This window comes from Enterobacter sp. N5-15 (assembly GCF_057221635.1).
In genome coordinates this window covers 3,962,407-3,979,397 of record NZ_CM170150.1, presented here as the reverse complement: position 1 = coordinate 3,979,397, position 16,991 = coordinate 3,962,407, and the positions used below count along the sequence as shown (strand labels likewise).

The window sequence follows — 16,991 nt, the reverse complement described above, 5'->3', positions numbered from 1 at the left end:
AGATACAAGCCCTTTTCTGGTATCACCAGGGTCCAAAGTGGTAGCATATCATGAAACTTCCCCCCTTTGATGACGAATGCTCATGTCTATACAGAACGAAATGCCTGGTTACAAGGATTTAAACCAGTTACTGAACCAGCAGGGAGTCGGTTTAACCCCTGCCGAAATGCACGGTCTGATCAGTGGCATGCTGTGCGGCGGAAACAGCGACAGCTCATGGCAGCCGCTGATCCACGACCTCACGAATGAAGGGCTGGCGTTTGGTCACGAGCTGGCGGAAGCGCTGCGTAAAATGCACGCCGCAACCAGCGATTCGCTGGAAGACGATGGCTTCCTTTTTCAGCTTTATCTGCCTGAAGGCGACGACGTCAGCGTGTTCGATCGCGCCGATGCGCTGGCCGGCTGGGTAAACCACTATCTGCTGGGGCTGGGCGTGACGCAGCCTAAACTGGATAAAGTGACCGGTGAAGCAGGTGAAGCAATCGACGACCTGCGCAACATTGCCCAGCTTGGCTACGATGAAGACGAAGACCAGGAAGAGCTGGAAATGTCTCTTGAAGAGATTATTGAGTACGTGCGCGTGGCGGCACTGCTGTGCCACGACAACTTCACGCGCTCACAGCCGACCGCGCCGGAAGTCCGCAAGCCAACCTTACATTAAGAAAAATAACGCACAGGAGGGTGTCATGGTTATCTCGAGTCAAGAGTATTCGCGCCGCCGTCAGGCGCTGCTGGCAACAATGCAGCCGGGCAGCGCCGCGCTGATTTTTGCTGCGCCCGAAGTCACGCGCAGCGCCGACAGCGAATATCCCTATCGCCAGAGCAGCGATTTCTGGTACTTCACCGGCTTTAACGAGCCGGAAGCGGTGCTGGTGCTGATTAAGAGCAATGACACCCACAACCACAGCGTGATTTTCAACCGCGTAAGAGACTTAACCGCTGAAATCTGGTTTGGCCGCCGCTTAGGCCAGGAAGCCGCACCGGCGAAGCTGGGCGTTGACCGCGCGCTGGCGTTTAGCGAAATCAACCAGCAGCTCTATCAGTTGCTTAACGGCCTCGACGTGCTCTATCACGCGCAGGGCGAATATGCGTACGCCGATGAGATTGTTTTCACCGCGCTGGATAAGCTGCGCAAAGGCTCGCGCCAGAATCTGTCCGCGCCGGCCACGCTGACGGACTGGCGTCCGGTGGTGCATGAGATGCGCCTGTTCAAGTCAGAAGAAGAGCTGAATTTGATGCGCCGTGCGGGCGAAATCAGCGCCCTGGCGCACACCCGCGCCATGGAGAAGTGCCGTCCCGGGCTGTTCGAATACCAGCTGGAGGGCGAAATTCACCACGAATTTAACCGCCACGGCGCGCGTTATCCCTCCTACAACACCATCGTTGGCGGCGGGGAAAACGGCTGCATTCTGCACTACACCGAAAACGAAAGCGCTTTGCGCGACGGCGATCTGGTGCTGATTGACGCCGGTTGCGAATTTCAGGGCTACGCGGGGGATATCACCCGTACTTTCCCGGTGAACGGTAAATTCTCACCGGCACAGCGCGCGATTTACGACATCGTTCTCGACTCGCTTGAGACGGCGCTCAGGCTGTATCGTCCCGGAACGTCCATGCAGGAAGTGACCGGTGAAGTGGTGCGCATCATGATTACCGGTCTGGTCAGGCTCGGGATCCTGAAAGGGGATGTCGACACCCTGATTGCTGAGAATGCGCATCGACCGTATTTTATGCACGGCCTGAGCCACTGGCTGGGGCTGGATGTACATGACGTTGGCGCGTACGGCACGGACCGTTCGCGCGTGCTGGAGCCGGGCATGGTGTTAACCGTGGAGCCGGGGCTGTATATCGCGCCGGATGCCGACGTGCCTGAAGAGTACCGCGGGATTGGCATTCGTATTGAAGACGACATCGTTATTACCGAAACCGGTAACGAAAACCTGACCGCGAGCGTCGTGAAAAATGCTGACGATATCGAGGCGCTGATGGCAGCGGCACGCGTATGAGCGTGATTATCGTTGGCGGCGGTATGACCGGGGCCACGCTGGCGCTGGCCATTTCGCATTTGACGAAAGGCCTGCTTCCGGTGCACCTGGTGGAAGCCGTCGCGCCGCAGGCGAAGAATCATCCCGGTTTTGATTCCCGCGCCATTGCCCTGGCACAGGGTACCTGTCAGCAGCTATCCCGCATTGGCATCTGGCAGGCCATTGCCGACTGCGCCACGGCAATTCACACCGTTCACGTCAGCGATCGCGGCCATGCTGGCTTTGTCACGCTGGACGCGCAGGATTACCGAATTGATGCCCTGGGTCAGGTTGTTGAGCTGCACGACGTCGGATTGCGTCTGTTCCGCCTGCTCCAGGATGCGCCGGGCGTCACGCTGCATTGTCCTGCGTGCGTCGCCAGCGTGAGCCGCAGCGAGGCGTCGGTCAGCGTAACGCTGGAAAACGGCACCGTCCTTGAAGGCCAGCTTCTGGTCGCCGCGGACGGTTCGCGCTCATCGCTCGGCGCCCAGTGTGGCGTGGAGTGGCGTCAGCAGCCTTACGGGCAGGTTGCGGTCATTGCGAACGTCTCTACCGCAGCAGAACACCACGGCAGGGCGTTTGAACGCTTTACGCAGCACGGTCCGCTGGCCATGCTGCCGATGTCGGACGGGCGCTGTTCCCTCGTCTGGTGTCACCCGCAGGATAAGGCTGAAGAGGTTAAAGCCTGGTCAGACGAACGTTTTTGTACCGAGCTGCAAAAAGCCTTTGGCTGGCGGCTGGGGCGTATTACCCATGCTGGCCAGCGGGCGGTCTACCCGCTTTCGCTGACGACAGCCTCTCAGTCCATCTCCCATCGTCTGGCGCTTGTCGGTAATGCCGCGCAGACGCTGCACCCCATCGCGGGGCAAGGGTTCAACCTTGGTCTGCGGGATGTCATGAGCCTGGCGGAAACCCTTTCGCAGGCGTGGGGCGAGCAAAAAGACTGTGGCGCATACCCTGTACTCAGCCATTACCAGAAGCGACGTCAGGCCGATAAAGAGGCGACAATCGGCGTTACCGACGGCTTAGTCCATCTCTTTGCCAATCGCTGGGCGCCGCTGGTTGCAGGTCGCAACCTCGGGCTGATGGCGATGGAATTATTCATTCCGGCACGTGACGTGCTGGCGCAGCGGACTCTTGGTTGGGTCGCGCGTTAAGGAGTTATCACCGTGCAAAATGTTGATGTCGCCATCGTTGGCGGCGGTATGGTCGGACTGGCGCTGGCCTGTGGTTTACAGGGCAGCGGCCTGCGCGTGGCGGTGCTGGAGCAAAAGCAGCCTCAGCCCGTTGCACCAGATGCTCCGCCGGAACTCCGCGTCTCGGCGATCAATGCCGCCAGCGAGAAATTGCTGACGCACCTTGGCGTCTGGGCAGATATTGTGGCGCAGCGCGCCAGCTGCTATCACGGCATGGAGGTGTGGGATAAAGACAGCTTTGGTCATATTGCTTTTGATGATGAAAGCATGGGCTATAGCCATCTGGGTCATATCATCGAAAACGCGGTGATCCACCACGCGCTGTGGCAGAAAGCACAGCAGTGCAGCGATGTGACCCTGATTGCGCCTGCGCAGATCCAGCAGGTGGCATGGGGTGAAAACGAGGCGTTTATCACCTTACAAAGCGGCGACATGCTGACCGCGCGTCTGGTGGTCGGTGCTGACGGTGCCAACTCCTGGCTGCGGAATAAAGCCGATATCCCGCTGACCTTCTGGGATTACCGCCATCATGCTCTGGTGGCAACAATCCGCACCGAGGAGCCGCACGGCGGCGTGGCGCGGCAGATTTTCCACAACGACGGCATTCTGGCGTTCCTGCCGCTTTCCGATCCGCACCTGTGCTCGATTGTCTGGTCCCTGGTACCGGAAAAAGCCCAGCTGATGCAGGAGGCGACGCCGGACGCCTTTAACCAGGCGCTGTGCGTGGCGTTTGATAACCGCCTTGGCCTGTGCACGCTTGAAAGCGAGCGTCAGGTATTCCCGCTAACCGGCCGCTACGCGCGTCAGTTTGCCGCGCACCGTCTGGCGCTGGTGGGGGATGCGGCGCATACCATTCATCCGCTGGCCGGGCAGGGCGTTAACCTTGGCTTTATGGACGCGGCGGAGCTGGTTGAGGAGCTGCGTCGCCTGCACCGCGAAGGCAAAGATATCGGTCAGCATCTGTATCTGCGTCGCTACGAACGCAGCCGCAAGCACAGCGCGGCGATGATGCTGGCGGGCATGCAGGGCTTCCGCGAGCTGTTTGCCGGGGCGAATCCGGCGAAAAAACTGCTGCGCGACATTGGCCTCAAGCTGGCCGACACCCTTCCGGGTGTTAAACCTCAACTCCTCCGTCAGGCGATGGGTCTTAACGACCTGCCGGACTGGCTACGTTAATTTAGACCCCTGTCACACTTTATTTTCCCGGCCTCTGCGCCGGGGAAATCCCCTCGTTTGAAATATTCTAATTTCACGTCATTTTTCGCATTAGATAATCTAATGTCGTGTTTTTCTCGTTACGGAAATTCGGCCCGTTTTTCCGCACGAAATATCACCATGTGCTAAATCCTGTTAGATCATTGTTAATTTTGTGCGGGGTTAATCGCATTTTTCCAGTGAATAACTCTGTAGGCTTTTTAGCGTTCTTTAGTCATAAGCTAATGTGATGACCCGTTTTACCTTATGGTTAACCGCCGGTTTCGGTGGTAAGTTCAGGTAAAAGAGAACGTTTGCGTCGGCATTCGGGAACGAGGCCGATACCGGGTTTCACGGTGAATTTTTCAACGAGGACAAGATGGCTCAACAGACTCCTTTGTACGAACAACACGTGTTATGCGGCGCCCGCATGGTGGACTTCCACGGCTGGATGATGCCGCTGCACTACGGCTCGCAGATTGATGAGCACCACGCGGTGCGCACCGATGCCGGTATGTTCGACGTGTCCCACATGACGATTGTCGATCTGCGCGGTAGCCGCACCCGGGAGTTTTTGCGTTATCTGCTGGCAAATGACGTCGCCAAACTGAAGACGCCGGGTAAAGCGCTCTATACCGGCATGCTGAACGCCTCGGGCGGCGTGATTGATGACCTTATCGTCTATTACTTCACTGAAGATTTCTTCCGCCTCGTTGTAAACTCCGCCACCCGCGAAAAAGACCTCTCCTGGATCACCCAACACGCCGAACCTTATGCCATCGACATCACCGTTCGTGACGATCTGTCGCTGATCGCCGTGCAGGGGCCGAACGCGCAGGCGAAAGCCGCGTCTCTGTTTAACGACGAGCAGCGCAAAGCAACCGAAGGCATGAAACCGTTCTTCGGCGTGCAGGCGGGCGATCTGTTTATCGCCACCACCGGCTACACCGGTGAAGCGGGCTACGAAATTGCCATGCCGAACGAGAAGGCCGCTGATTTCTGGCGTGCGCTGGTGGAAGCGGGCGTGAAGCCTGCGGGTCTGGGCGCGCGCGATACGCTGCGTCTGGAAGCGGGGATGAACCTCTACGGTCAGGAGATGGATGAAGGCGTCTCTCCGCTGGCCGCCAATATGGGCTGGACCATCGCATGGGAACCGGCTGACCGCGACTTTATTGGCCGTGAAGCGCTGGAGATGCAGCGCGAGAAGGGCACTGAACAGCTGGTGGGGCTGGTGATGACCGAGAAGGGCGTGCTGCGCGGTGAACTGCCGGTGCGTTTTACCGATGCCGACGGCAATCCTCGTGAAGGCGTGATCACCAGCGGTACCTTCTCCCCAACGCTGGGCTACAGTATTGCACTGGCACGCGTGCCGGCGGGTATTGGCGAAACGGCGGTGGTGCAAATCCGCAACCGCGAAATGCCGGTCAACGTGACCAAACCGATTTTTGTTCGCGCCGGTAAGCCGGTCGCCTAATCATTTTTATCAGGAGAACTTCAATGAGCAATGTGCCAGCAGAACTGAAATACAGCAAAGAACACGAGTGGCTGCGCAAAGAGGCGGACGGCACTTACACCGTAGGGATCACCGAGCACGCGCAAGAGCTGCTGGGCGACATGGTGTTTGTTGACCTGCCTGAAGTAGGCGCAACCGTTAGCGCGGGCGACGACTGCGCCGTGGCGGAGTCCGTAAAAGCGGCATCCGACATCTACGCACCGGTTAGCGGTGAAATTGTCGCCGTCAACGACGCGCTGAGCGACTCCCCGGAACTGGTCAACAGCGAGCCTTATGAAGGCGGCTGGATCTTCAAGATCAAAGCCAGCGACGAATCTCAGGTTGCCGCGCTGCTGGATGCGACCGCGTACGAAGCCCTGTTAGAAGACGAGTAATTGTTAATCCCCCTCTCCCTTTGGGAGAGGGCAGGGGTGAGGGTGCCCATCTTCCCCTCACCCTAACCCTCTCCCAGAGGGAGAGGGAACTTAAATTCACTGCACGTTTCAGGAACCATCGCTCATGACACAGACTTTAAGCCAGCTTGAAAACCGTGGCGCCTTCATTGAACGTCACATTGGGCCGGATGCCCAGCAACAGCAGGAGATGCTGAAGACAGTTGGCGCGGATTCATTAAACGCACTGATCGGCCAGATTGTGCCAAAAGACATCCAGCTTGCCACGCCGCCTCAGGTGGGGGAAGCCACTACGGAATTCGCCGCGCTGGCGGAGCTGAAGGCTATCGCAGGCCTGAACAAGCGCTATAAGTCTTACATTGGCATGGGCTACACCAACGTACAGTTGCCGCCGGTTATCCTGCGCAACATGCTGGAAAACCCGGGCTGGTACACCGCTTACACCCCGTATCAGCCAGAAGTGTCTCAGGGCCGTCTGGAAGCGCTGCTGAACTTCCAGCAGGTGACGCTGGATCTGACCGGTATGGACATCGCCTCCGCCTCGCTGCTGGATGAAGCCACCGCTGCCGCCGAAGCAATGGCGATGGCTAAGCGCGTGAGCAAGCTGAAAAATGCCAACCGCTTCTTCGTGGCGGCGGACGTGCATCCCCAGACGCTGGACGTGGTGCGCACCCGCGCAGAGACCTTCGGCTTTGACGTGATTGTCGACGACGCTGACAAAGTGCTGGATCACCAGGACGTCTTCGGCGTGCTGCTTCAGCAGGTAGGAACGACGGGTGAAGTACACGACTACGGCACGCTGATTGCCGAGCTGAAGTCCCGCAAAGTGGTTGTCAGCGTTGCCGCCGATTTTATGGCGCTGGTGCTGCTGACGGCGCCGGGCAAACAGGGCGCGGATATTGTCTTTGGTTCAGCGCAACGCTTCGGCGTGCCGATGGGCTACGGCGGCCCGCACGCGGCGTTCTTCGGCGCGAAAGATGAATTCAAACGCTCCATGCCCGGTCGTATTATCGGCGTCTCAAAAGATGCTGCCGGTAACACCGCGCTGCGCATGGCGATGCAGACTCGCGAGCAGCACATTCGCCGCGAGAAAGCGAACTCCAACATCTGTACCTCTCAGGTGCTGCTGGCAAACATCGCCAGCCTGTACGCCGTGTTCCACGGCCCGGCTGGCCTGAAGCGCATTGCCAGCCGCATTCACCGCCTGGCCGATATTCTGGCCTGCGGTCTGCAGCAGAAAGGTCTTAAGCTGCGCCATGCCCACTACTTCGACACCCTGTGTGTGGACGTGGCGGACAAAGCGGCCGTGCTGGCGCGCGCGAATGCGGCAGAGATCAACCTGCGCAGCGACATCCACAACGCCGTCGGCATTACGCTGGATGAAAGTACCACCCGCGACGATATCCTGAACCTGTTCAGCGTGCTGCTGGGTGATGCGCACGGTCTGGACGTTGACGCGCTCGACAAAGAGGTCGCGCTCGACAGCCGCTCCATTCAGGAAAGCATGCTGCGCAATGACGCGATCCTGACGCATCCGGTCTTTAATCGCTATCACAGCGAAACCGAGATGATGCGCTACATGCACTCTCTGGAGCGCAAGGATCTGGCGCTGAACCAGGCGATGATCCCGCTGGGCTCCTGCACCATGAAGCTGAACGCCGCGGCAGAGATGATCCCGATCACCTGGCCTGAATTCTCCGAGCTGCACCCGTTCTGCCCGCCAGAGCAGGCGGAAGGTTATCACATGATGATCAATCAGCTTTCCGACTGGCTGGTGAAATTGACCGGTTATGACGCGCTCTGCATGCAGCCGAACTCTGGCGCGCAGGGCGAGTACGCGGGCCTGCTGGCGATCCGTCATTACCATGAAAGCCGCAACGAAGGTCACCGCGATATCTGCCTGATCCCAAGCTCTGCCCACGGTACCAACCCGGCCTCTGCCCAGATGGCGGGTATGGAAGTGGTGGTCGTTGCGTGCGATAAGAACGGCAACATCGATCTAGCCGACCTGCGTGCGAAAGCCGAGCAGGCGGGCGACAAGCTCTCCTGCATCATGGTGACCTACCCGTCTACCCACGGCGTGTACGAAGAGACCATCCGAGAAGTGTGTGAAGTGGTGCACCAGTTTGGCGGTCAGGTATACCTCGACGGCGCAAACATGAACGCTCAGGTGGGCATTACCTCTCCGGGCTTTATCGGCGCGGACGTGTCGCACCTGAACCTGCACAAAACTTTCTGCATCCCGCACGGCGGCGGCGGCCCTGGCATGGGCCCAATCGGCGTGAAAGCGCACCTGGCACCGTTTGTTCCAGGCCACAGCGTGGTGCAGATTGAAGGCATGCTGACCCGTCAGGGCGCGGTCTCTGCGGCACCGTTCGGTAGCGCCTCTATCCTGCCAATCAGCTGGATGTACATCCGCATGATGGGCGCGGAAGGGCTGAAGCAGGCGAGCCAGGTGGCGATCCTGAACGCCAACTATATTGCGACTCGCCTGAAGTCCGCCTTCCCGGTGCTCTATACCGGCCGCGACGGTCGCGTGGCGCACGAGTGCATCCTCGATATTCGTCCGCTGAAAGAGCAGACCGGCATTAGCGAGCTGGATATTGCCAAGCGTCTGATCGACTACGGCTTCCACGCGCCAACCATGTCGTTCCCGGTTGCGGGTACGCTGATGGTGGAGCCAACGGAATCTGAAAGCAAAGCCGAGCTGGACCGCTTTATCGACGCGATGCTGGCCATCCGCATGGAGATCGATCGCGTGCAGGACGGCGAGTGGACGCTGGAAGATAATCCGCTGGTTAACGCCCCGCACACCCAGCACGAAATGGTGGCAGAGTGGAACCACGGCTATTCCCGCGAGCTGGCGGTCTTCCCGGCAGGCGTGGCAAACAAATACTGGCCGACCGTGAAGCGTCTCGATGACGTCTACGGCGACCGTAACCTGTTCTGCTCCTGCGTACCGATGAGCGAATACCAGTAATATTGCTGATGTAGTAACGTAGGCCGGGTAAGGCGAAGCCGCCACCCGGCTTTTTTATTGGGAGAAACGAATGGCAATTGCACTGGTCACCGGCGCGAGCCGGGGCATTGGGAAAGCCACCGCGCTGCAGCTGGCGCGCGAAGGCTACACCGTGGCGGTGAACTATCATCACAACATTAAAGCCGCGACGGATGTCATCAAGCAGATTGTGGATGCGGGGGGTAAAGCGTTTGCCGTCCGCGCGGATATCAGTGATGAAGCCCAGGTGCTGGCGATGTTTGACAGCCTCGATCGTGAAGGCGAGCCGCTTCGTGCGCTGGTCAATAATGCGGGCATTCTGTTTGAGCAATCCACTATCGAGAATCTCTCCGCTGAGCGCATTAACCGCGTTCTGGCGACCAACGTCACGGGCTACTTTCTCTGCTGTCGGGAAGCGGTAAAACGCATGTCCTTCAAACATGGCGGCAAGGGTGGGGCGATAGTGAACGTCTCTTCCGCGGCGTCGCGTCTGGGCGCGCCGGGTGAATATGTGGATTATGCCGCGTCCAAGGGGGCGGTGGATTCGCTGACAACCGGGCTATCGCTGGAGGTGGCGGCGCAGGGCATTCGTGTCAACTGCGTACGTCCGGGGCTGATTTATACCGATATTCATGCGTCCGGCGGAGAGCCGGGGCGGGTGGATCGCGTTAAGTCGCTGCTGCCGATGCAGCGCGGCGGCCAGCCGGAAGAGGTGGCGCAGGCGATTGTCTGGCTGCTGAGCGAGAAGGCGTCGTACGTAACGGGCAGTTTTTTAGAGTTGGCCGGTGGGAAATAAGCCGGGTGGCGGCTTCGCCTTACCCGGCCTACTGTTCGTGTAGGCCCGGTAAGCGCAGCGCCACCGGGCAAAAAAATTACAGCGCCTCGCCGTTGCTGGCAATCACTTCCTTATACCAATTAAAGCTCTTCTTACGCGAACGCGACATGTCGCCCGTGCCGTCGTCGTGCTTGTTCACGTAGATAAAGCCGTAGCGCTTGCTGTACTGGCCGGTGGTGAACGACACGCAGTCGATGCAGCCCCACGGCGTATAGCCCATCAGATCCACGCCATCGTGCGTGACGGCTTTGATCATCTCTTCCACGTGGGCACGCAGGTAGTCGATGCGATAGTCGTCGTTGATGCTGCCGTCTTCTTCCACCTTATCGTAGGCGCCGAACCCGTTTTCCACGATAAACAGCGGCTTCTGATAGCGTTCGTACAGTTCACACAGGGCATAACGCAGGCCCACCGGGTCAATCTGCCAGCCCCAGTCGGACGCCTTCACGTGCGGGTTCGGCACGCTGCCTTCGAAGCCGGAAATGGCATCGCCGGTACCGCCTTCTGCTTTCACCGCGTTGGTCATGTAGTAGCTGAAACCTAAGTAGTCGCAGGTACCTTCACGCAGGATCTGCTCGTCGCCTGCCTCCATTTTGATGGAGAAGCCGCGGCGCTCCCACTCGTTCAGCACGTAGGACGGGTAGTAACCACGCAGCTGGACGTCGGTAAAGACATAGCGCTCGCGCATGGATTCCTGGGCGAACATCACGTCTTCCGGTTTGCAGGAGAACGGATAGAGCGCCACCATCGCCAGCATGCAGCCGACTTTCATCTCCGGATTGATGCGGCGCCCAGCCTTCACCGCAAGGGCGCTGGCCACAAACTGGTGGTGCAGGACCTGGTACATGGTCTCTTCCGGATTGTCATGTTCGGTATAGACCACGCCCGAGCAGCAGTAACCGAACAGCGGCGCGCGCCAGTTACGCTGGTTATTGATTTCGTTGAAGGTCATCCAGTATTTGACCTTGTTTTTGTAGCGCTCGAAGACCACTTCCGCGAAGCGCACAAAGAAATCGACCACTTTACGGTTGGTCCAGCTACCGTACTCCTGCACCAGGTGCAGCGGCATTTCGAAGTGGGAGAGGGTGATCACCGGTTCGATGTTGTACTTCAGCAGCTCGTCGAACATGTCGTCGTAAAACTTCAGACCCTCTTCGTTTGGCTGCGTTTCGTCACCTTTCGGGAAGATGCGCGTCCAGGCGATAGAGGTGCGGAAGCATTTGAAACCCATCTCGGCAAACAGCTTGATGTCTTCTTTATAGTGGCCGTGGAAGTCGATGGCCTCGTGGTTTGGGTAGTATTTACCCGGCACTACTTCCTGCGTGATTTCGCGCGGCACGCCGTGCGCGCCGCCGGTCAATACGTCGCAAATGCTTGGCCCTTTGCCGCCTTTGTTCCAGCCGCCTTCAACCTGGTGAGCCGCAACCGCGCCGCCCCATAAAAAATCTTTTGGTAAGGTCAATTTTTTCATCGCTGCTATTCTCAATAAATGGCTTATTGGCATCGAGTCTAGCAAAGCGAAATTAAATGTCACGATATAACAATTCACAGGAAATGTGATTTGTTACATCAAAAAAACAGGGTGTTTTATTCTGTGAGTTTCTTCGCCAGCTTACGTCCGAGAGATTCCAGAATATAAATGACGGGAATTTGCGTGGTGATGTCGTAGACGCCTGCAATACGCGTCTGAGGAACGTGCCAGGAGAGATTAAAATCCGCCAGTTTTGCGAGACGCGAGTGCTCGTGGCTGGTAATGGAGAGCACCTTGCAGTGATGCAGGCTGAACTGGCTGGCGAAGCGCAGGATCTCCTCGGTCTCGCCCGAGACGGAGAGCACAATCGCCAGCGCATTTTTCGCCATATCATTGGTGACCGGAAAATAAGGATCATCAATATGGTTACTGAATTTCCCGATATTAGAAAAGAAGCGTGCGCCATATTTTGCCAGCGAACCCGATGTTCCGGCACCGACAAATATAATTCGCTCGGACGATAAAATAATATCTACCGCCTTATCTAATAACGCATCGAATTCTTCATTATTCACGCTTTTAAAAAAGCTGATAATTTCGCTGGCACCGAAATTCGCCTGCTGGGGTTCGTTCTGCTCAAGATAAAGCTTAAAGCGCACGCGGAATTCAGAATAGCCTTCGCAGTTAAGCTTGCGGCAAAAGCGCAGGATAGTGGTGGTTGAGACGTCTGCCGCATCCGCCAGCTCGCGGATGGTCATGTACATGACTTTGTCACGATTTTTTATGACATAGTTGTAGACCATCATCTCCAGGTTATTGAGACTGGCAATGGCGGAGTGGGTGAACATACTCACAATGGCATAACTCTCATTCTGATCTCATCGTCACATCATAACATGCACCCAGACGGCAGGATCCTTTTTTATGCTCTTGATTCATAATGATTAAATTTTAATGTGAACAATTGTTAGGTGAAAGATTTCTTTATATCTATGATTTTTAGGTATAAATTTTGAAATGAATTTTTTTTAGCTAACAGGTGTTCACTGGAATCATTCTCAGTTAGCATAGTTATGCGATGAATAATCATCTTTTGTTTTCCCGGAGTTTTGTATGGTGAGCAGACCATTAATCGCACAGGGATATTCGCTGGCTGAGGAAGTAGCCAACAGCATCAGCCACGGCATTGGCCTGGTGTTTGGGATTGTCGGTTTAGTGTTATTGCTGGTGCAGGCGGTGGACGCCAATGCCAGCGCAATGGCCATTACCAGCTACAGCCTGTATGGCGGGAGTATGATCCTGCTGTTCCTGGCGTCGACGCTGTATCACGCGATCCCGCATCAGCGGGCCAAGACGTGGCTCAAGAAATTTGACCACTGTGCTATCTATCTTCTTATTGCAGGCACCTACACGCCGTTTTTGCTGGTGGGGCTCAACTCACCGCTGTCGCGTGGCCTGATGATTGTTATCTGGAGCCTGGCACTGCTGGGGATCCTGTTTAAGCTGACCATAGCGCACCGGTTTAAGGTGCTGTCACTGGTCACCTATCTGACCATGGGCTGGCTGTCGCTGATTGTGGTGTATCAACTGGCGGTCAAACTGTCGGTAGGGGGCGTAACGCTTCTGGCATTAGGTGGCGTGGTGTACTCGCTCGGCGTGATTTTCTACGTCTGCAAGCGCATCCCGTATAACCATGCCATCTGGCACGGCTTTGTGCTGGGCGGCAGCGTGTGCCACTTTTTGGCGATTTATCTGTATGTGGGGCAGGCGTAGTATTTTCCACTGCGCGGGCGGTTGCCCTCACCCCGGCCCTCTCCCACGCGGAGAGGGAGGACAACAAAACCGTAGGCCCGGTAAGCGCAGCGCCACCGGGCGATACAGCGTCACTCTTCCAGAGAGTACGGCAGCGGCTCAATACTCAACGTATTCGCATCGTCACGCACGCGGAACACGCTGTCGGCTTCCATGTCGTTGTTCATGACGGCTTGAACCAAAAGACGTCCATCATCCAGCTGTACGGCGGCTAACACGGTGCCGGTGCGGCGCCAGTTATCACCCATCTTCAGCTCTAAGTCTTCACCCGCTTCAGGTACACGGCTGGCATGGCCCGCCAGCGTCCACAGCGCACGTTTGTTTGCGCCGCGGAATTTTGCACGCGCCACCATCTCCTGCCCGGTGTAACAGCCCTTTTTAAAGCTGATGCCGCCCAGCGCCTGCAGGTTGGTTGCCTGAGGAATAAACTGCGCGCTGTTTGCGGCGTCAATCACCGGCAGACCCGCTTCGATGTTCAGCGCCAGCCACTGCTGACTGTTGTTGAGCTGCGCTTCTCCGCGCAGCGCTTCGGTCACGCGTTCGGCAGTTGCCGCATCCGTGACTAACAGGAAACGCTCCGCCGGGTGTTCAAACCACAGGATGGAGGTCGCGCCTTCGCTGACCACCTGCTTTTCCGCATCTGGCAGTTCGCTGAAGAGATTTTTCAGCGCCGCACGGGCCTGGAAACCGGCCACACCCAGCAGGACATGTTCGTCGTCCGGGGCGATCGTGACTTTGGAAAAGACCGCGTACTTTTTCAGCTCTTTGAGCTGGGCCTCTTGCAGGCTGCGGCGCTCAATAAAGGCAAAACCGTCCTGACGGCGGAAGATACGCAGGTTGCTCCACATTTTGCCTTTTGGGTCGCAATGCGCGGCCAGCAGATGCTGGTGTTCTGTCATCTGGCTGACGTCGGCGGTCACCTGGCCCTGCAGGTATTTTTCGGCGTCGGCACCGGTGAGCGTTGCCAGCGCCCAGTCATCAAGAGAAATAAGCGTCAGCGGCAGACGCGCAGAGGCGGCGGGCTGGCGAGGAGAAAATGGTGTAAATGCCATAACGATATCCTGAATTGCTTAACGCTTTGATAATGCCTAATGGTAAAAGAGCCTGCAGGCAATGCAAGCGCTTTCAACAGACCATTTGTGCCATAAACCGGTTATGCGTAGCGCTACGCAAAATAATGTAATCCGCTGTCTTTGTAGGGATTATTCTGGAAGCCTGCTCGGCGATCGCAATATTCCAGTAATGAAACGGTCAAAAACACGTTACACTAGCTGGTGTCCCCGTAGAGAAATAAAGAACACTGAACGGGGTACCGACTGTGCCAAACGTAATGCAGGAAACTGAACATGGATATTAACAACAAGGCCCGTATTCACTGGGCGTGCCGTCGCGGCATGCGTGAACTTGATATTTCCATCATGCCTTTCTTCGAATATGAGTATGACAGCTTAAGCGATGACGATAAGCGTCTGTTTGTTCGCCTGCTTGAGTCTGACGATCCGGATTTGTTCAACTGGCTGATGAACCACGGCAAACCCGCCGACACCGAGTTGCAACGGATGGTGCAATTAATTCAAACACGGAATCGGGAACGTGGTCCTGTGGCAATCTGATCTTCGCGTCTCGTGGCGCTCGCAGTGGATGTCTTTATTGCTCCACGGCTTGGTTGCGGCCTTTGTGTTACTGATGCCCTGGCCGCTGAGCTATACGCCTCTGTGGCTGCTGTTACTGTCGTTTGTCGTTTTTGACAGCGTACGCAGCCAGCGTCGCATTAATGCCCGTCAGGGAGAGATTAAATTACTGATGGATTCCCGCCTGCGCTGGCAGGGTAAAGAGTGGGATATTCTCGGTATGCCCTGGATGCTCAACTGCGGCATGATGTTACGGTTACGCAAGGTGGACGGCGGGCGTTGCCAGCATCTGTGGCTGGCGGCTGACAGTATGGATGCTGCAGAGTGGCGAGACCTGCGCCGGATGCTATTGCAACAGACGACGCAGGGGTAACGCGCGTTAGCTAAACTTTTCGGCCATTTCGCCCAGGATCTGCTCGCACCAGCTTTGCAGGCGCTCATCGCTGAGATCGTACTGATTGGTTTCATCCAGCGCGAGTCCAACAAACAGCTCGCCGTCGGCAATAATCGGTTTTTTACTGGTGAACTCGTAACCTTCGGTTGGCCAGTAGCCGATAAACGACACCCCTTTCGGCGCCAGTTTGTCGTGCAGCATGCCGAGCGCGTCCAGGAACCATTCCCCGTAACCCAGCTGATCCCCCATGCCGTACATGGCAATGATTTTGCCGTCGAGGTTGAGCGTATCGAGCTGGTCCCAGATAGCTTCCCAGTCTTCCTGTATCTCGCCGAAATCCCATGTCGGGATGCCGAGGATCAGCACGTCATACTGCTCCATCAGCGTAAGCGCGTCATCTTTCAGGTTATGCAACGTCACCAGTTCCGGGCCAATGATGTCGCGAATTTTCTCTGCTGCCATTTCGGTGTAGCAGGTGCTGGAACCATAGAACAGACCAATATTCATCGCGTAACTATCTCAATTCTTGCTTTGACTTTGCGCGTAGTGTACCAGAAACCGGTCGCAATCAGGCATAATGGCCTGACTGCAGAATCAAAGGGGCTGATGTGGAAAAGGATCTCGCACTGATCGAACAGTTTCTCGACGCGCTGTGGCTGGAGAAAAATCTGGCCGAGAATACCCTCAGCGCCTACCGTCGCGATCTCACCATGCTGGTGGAGTGGCTTGCGCACCGAGGTTTATCCCTTGCGAGCGCACAACGTGACGACCTGCAGGCGCTGCTTGGGGAACGTATCGCAGGGGGCTATAAAGCCACCAGTTCCGCGCGTTTGCTCAGCGCCATGCGTCGGCTGTTCCAGCACCTCTACCGTGAGAAGATTCGTGAAGACGATCCCAGCGCGCTGCTGGCATCCCCTAAGCTTCCGCAGCGGCTGCCGAAAGATCTCAGCGAAGCACAAGTTGAGAGATTATTACAGTCACCGGCTGTTGACCTGCCGCTGGAGTTACGCGATAAAGCCATGCTTGAGCTATTGTATGCTACCGGCTTGCGCGTTTCGGAACTGGTTGGCCTGACGATGAGCGACATCAGCCTGCGTCAGGGCGTGGTGCGCGTCATCGGTAAAGGAAACAAGGAGAGGCTGGTTCCGCTGGGTGAAGAGGCGGTTTACTGGCTGGAAACGTATCTGGAGCACGGTCGTCCGTGGCTGCTCAATGGTACGTCTATCGACGTCCTGTTTCCGAGCCAGCGCGCCCAGCAGATGACGCGGCAAACGTTCTGGCATCGCATCAAGCATTACGCCACACTGGCGGGTATCGACAGTGAAAAGCTTTCGCCGCACGTATTGCGTCACGCCTTCGCGACGCATCTGTTAAACCACGGCGCTGATTTACGCGTGGTGCAGATGCTGCTGGGGCACAGCGATCTTTCCACAACGCAAATTTACACCCATGTCGCGACGGAACGCCTGCGGCAGCTACACCAACAGCACCACCCTCGTGCGTGAGTGCCGACGAATTGTAACAGGATCAC

Annotated in this window: 16 protein-coding genes; 12 read left to right on the top strand and 4 right to left on the bottom strand. The window is 57.0% G+C overall.

Annotated elements, in window-relative coordinates; all coding sequences use genetic code 11:
- Positions 1 to 82: 82 nt before the first annotated feature.
- From AC2TE5_RS18710 to AC2TE5_RS18675, 8 genes are all read left to right on the top strand, one after another.
- On the top strand, positions 83 to 661 hold the full coding sequence (locus AC2TE5_RS18710; RefSeq protein ID WP_029739212.1) for a YecA/YgfB family protein: 579 nt from the start codon (positions 83 to 85) through the stop codon (positions 659 to 661).
- A 31-nt stretch (positions 662 to 692) separates the two neighbouring features.
- Entirely contained in the window at positions 693 to 2,006 is a 1,314-nt protein-coding gene (pepP, locus tag AC2TE5_RS18705; RefSeq protein ID WP_484613361.1) for a Xaa-Pro aminopeptidase, read from the top strand.
- A complete protein-coding gene (gene ubiH, locus AC2TE5_RS18700) occupies positions 2,003 to 3,181 on the top strand; it encodes a 2-octaprenyl-6-methoxyphenyl hydroxylase (RefSeq protein WP_484612175.1) in 1,179 nt (392 codons plus the stop codon). The genes pepP and ubiH overlap by 4 nt, the downstream gene beginning before the upstream one ends.
- 12 nt (positions 3,182 to 3,193) lie before the next feature.
- Complete coding sequence (ubiI, locus tag AC2TE5_RS18695; RefSeq protein ID WP_148243529.1) at positions 3,194 to 4,396, top strand: FAD-dependent 2-octaprenylphenol hydroxylase; 1,203 nt, start codon at positions 3,194 to 3,196, stop codon at positions 4,394 to 4,396.
- A gap of 397 nt (positions 4,397 to 4,793) precedes the next feature.
- The gene (gene gcvT / locus AC2TE5_RS18690) at positions 4,794 to 5,888 is read left to right on the top strand and encodes a glycine cleavage system aminomethyltransferase GcvT (protein WP_029739208.1); all 1,095 of its coding nucleotides are present in this window, start codon (positions 4,794 to 4,796) and stop codon (positions 5,886 to 5,888) included.
- A 23-nt stretch (positions 5,889 to 5,911) separates the two neighbouring features.
- Positions 5,912 to 6,301, top strand: a complete 390-nt coding sequence (gene gcvH, locus AC2TE5_RS18685; RefSeq protein WP_014885143.1) for a glycine cleavage system protein GcvH — start codon at positions 5,912 to 5,914, stop codon at positions 6,299 to 6,301.
- A gap of 124 nt (positions 6,302 to 6,425) precedes the next feature.
- Positions 6,426 to 9,299 (top strand): aminomethyl-transferring glycine dehydrogenase, encoded by a 2,874-nt coding sequence (gene gcvP, locus AC2TE5_RS18680; protein WP_168980329.1) that lies wholly within the window; start codon positions 6,426 to 6,428, stop codon positions 9,297 to 9,299.
- Between the two features lie 70 nt (positions 9,300 to 9,369).
- The gene (locus AC2TE5_RS18675) at positions 9,370 to 10,113 is read left to right on the top strand and encodes an SDR family oxidoreductase (protein WP_121424594.1); all 744 of its coding nucleotides are present in this window, start codon (positions 9,370 to 9,372) and stop codon (positions 10,111 to 10,113) included.
- Positions 10,114 to 10,189: 76 nt separating this feature from the next.
- On the opposite strand, the gene bglA is transcribed toward AC2TE5_RS18675, so the two are convergent.
- Both bglA and AC2TE5_RS18665 read right to left on the bottom strand, forming a co-directional pair.
- Entirely contained in the window at positions 10,190 to 11,623 is a 1,434-nt protein-coding gene (bglA, locus tag AC2TE5_RS18670) for a 6-phospho-beta-glucosidase BglA (protein ID WP_484612174.1), read from the bottom strand.
- Positions 11,624 to 11,739: 116 nt separating this feature from the next.
- A complete protein-coding gene (locus AC2TE5_RS18665; RefSeq protein ID WP_047650199.1) occupies positions 11,740 to 12,471 on the bottom strand; it encodes a MurR/RpiR family transcriptional regulator in 732 nt (243 codons plus the stop codon).
- A gap of 265 nt (positions 12,472 to 12,736) precedes the next feature.
- Between AC2TE5_RS18665 and trhA the strand changes: the two genes are divergently transcribed.
- Positions 12,737 to 13,396 carry a PAQR family membrane homeostasis protein TrhA gene (gene trhA / locus AC2TE5_RS18660; protein WP_148243533.1) on the top strand — a complete coding sequence of 220 codons (660 nt, stop codon included), beginning with the start codon at positions 12,737 to 12,739 and terminating at the stop codon, positions 13,394 to 13,396.
- A gap of 110 nt (positions 13,397 to 13,506) precedes the next feature.
- On the opposite strand, the gene ygfZ is transcribed toward trhA, so the two are convergent.
- On the bottom strand, positions 13,507 to 14,487 hold the full coding sequence (gene ygfZ, locus AC2TE5_RS18655) for a tRNA-modifying protein YgfZ (RefSeq protein WP_063144937.1): 981 nt from the start codon (positions 14,485 to 14,487) through the stop codon (positions 13,507 to 13,509).
- 294 nt (positions 14,488 to 14,781) lie between these two features.
- Between ygfZ and sdhE the strand changes: the two genes are divergently transcribed.
- A complete protein-coding gene (sdhE, locus tag AC2TE5_RS18650) occupies positions 14,782 to 15,048 on the top strand; it encodes an FAD assembly factor SdhE (protein ID WP_010435322.1) in 267 nt (88 codons plus the stop codon).
- Positions 15,029 to 15,439, top strand: coding sequence for a protein YgfX (locus AC2TE5_RS18645; RefSeq protein ID WP_021242050.1), 411 nt, complete (start codon positions 15,029 to 15,031; stop codon positions 15,437 to 15,439). Before sdhE ends, AC2TE5_RS18645 begins: the two co-directional genes overlap by 20 nt.
- A gap of 6 nt (positions 15,440 to 15,445) precedes the next feature.
- Here AC2TE5_RS18645 and fldB read toward each other — a convergent pair whose 3' ends face one another.
- The gene (fldB, locus tag AC2TE5_RS18640) at positions 15,446 to 15,967 is read right to left on the bottom strand and encodes a flavodoxin FldB (RefSeq protein ID WP_023333304.1); all 522 of its coding nucleotides are present in this window, start codon (positions 15,965 to 15,967) and stop codon (positions 15,446 to 15,448) included.
- 101 nt (positions 15,968 to 16,068) lie between these two features.
- On the opposite strand from fldB, the gene xerD reads away from it, so the two are divergent.
- Positions 16,069 to 16,965 carry a site-specific tyrosine recombinase XerD gene (xerD, locus tag AC2TE5_RS18635; protein WP_023309098.1) on the top strand — a complete coding sequence of 299 codons (897 nt, stop codon included), beginning with the start codon at positions 16,069 to 16,071 and terminating at the stop codon, positions 16,963 to 16,965.
- Positions 16,966 to 16,991: the final 26 nt, after the last annotated feature.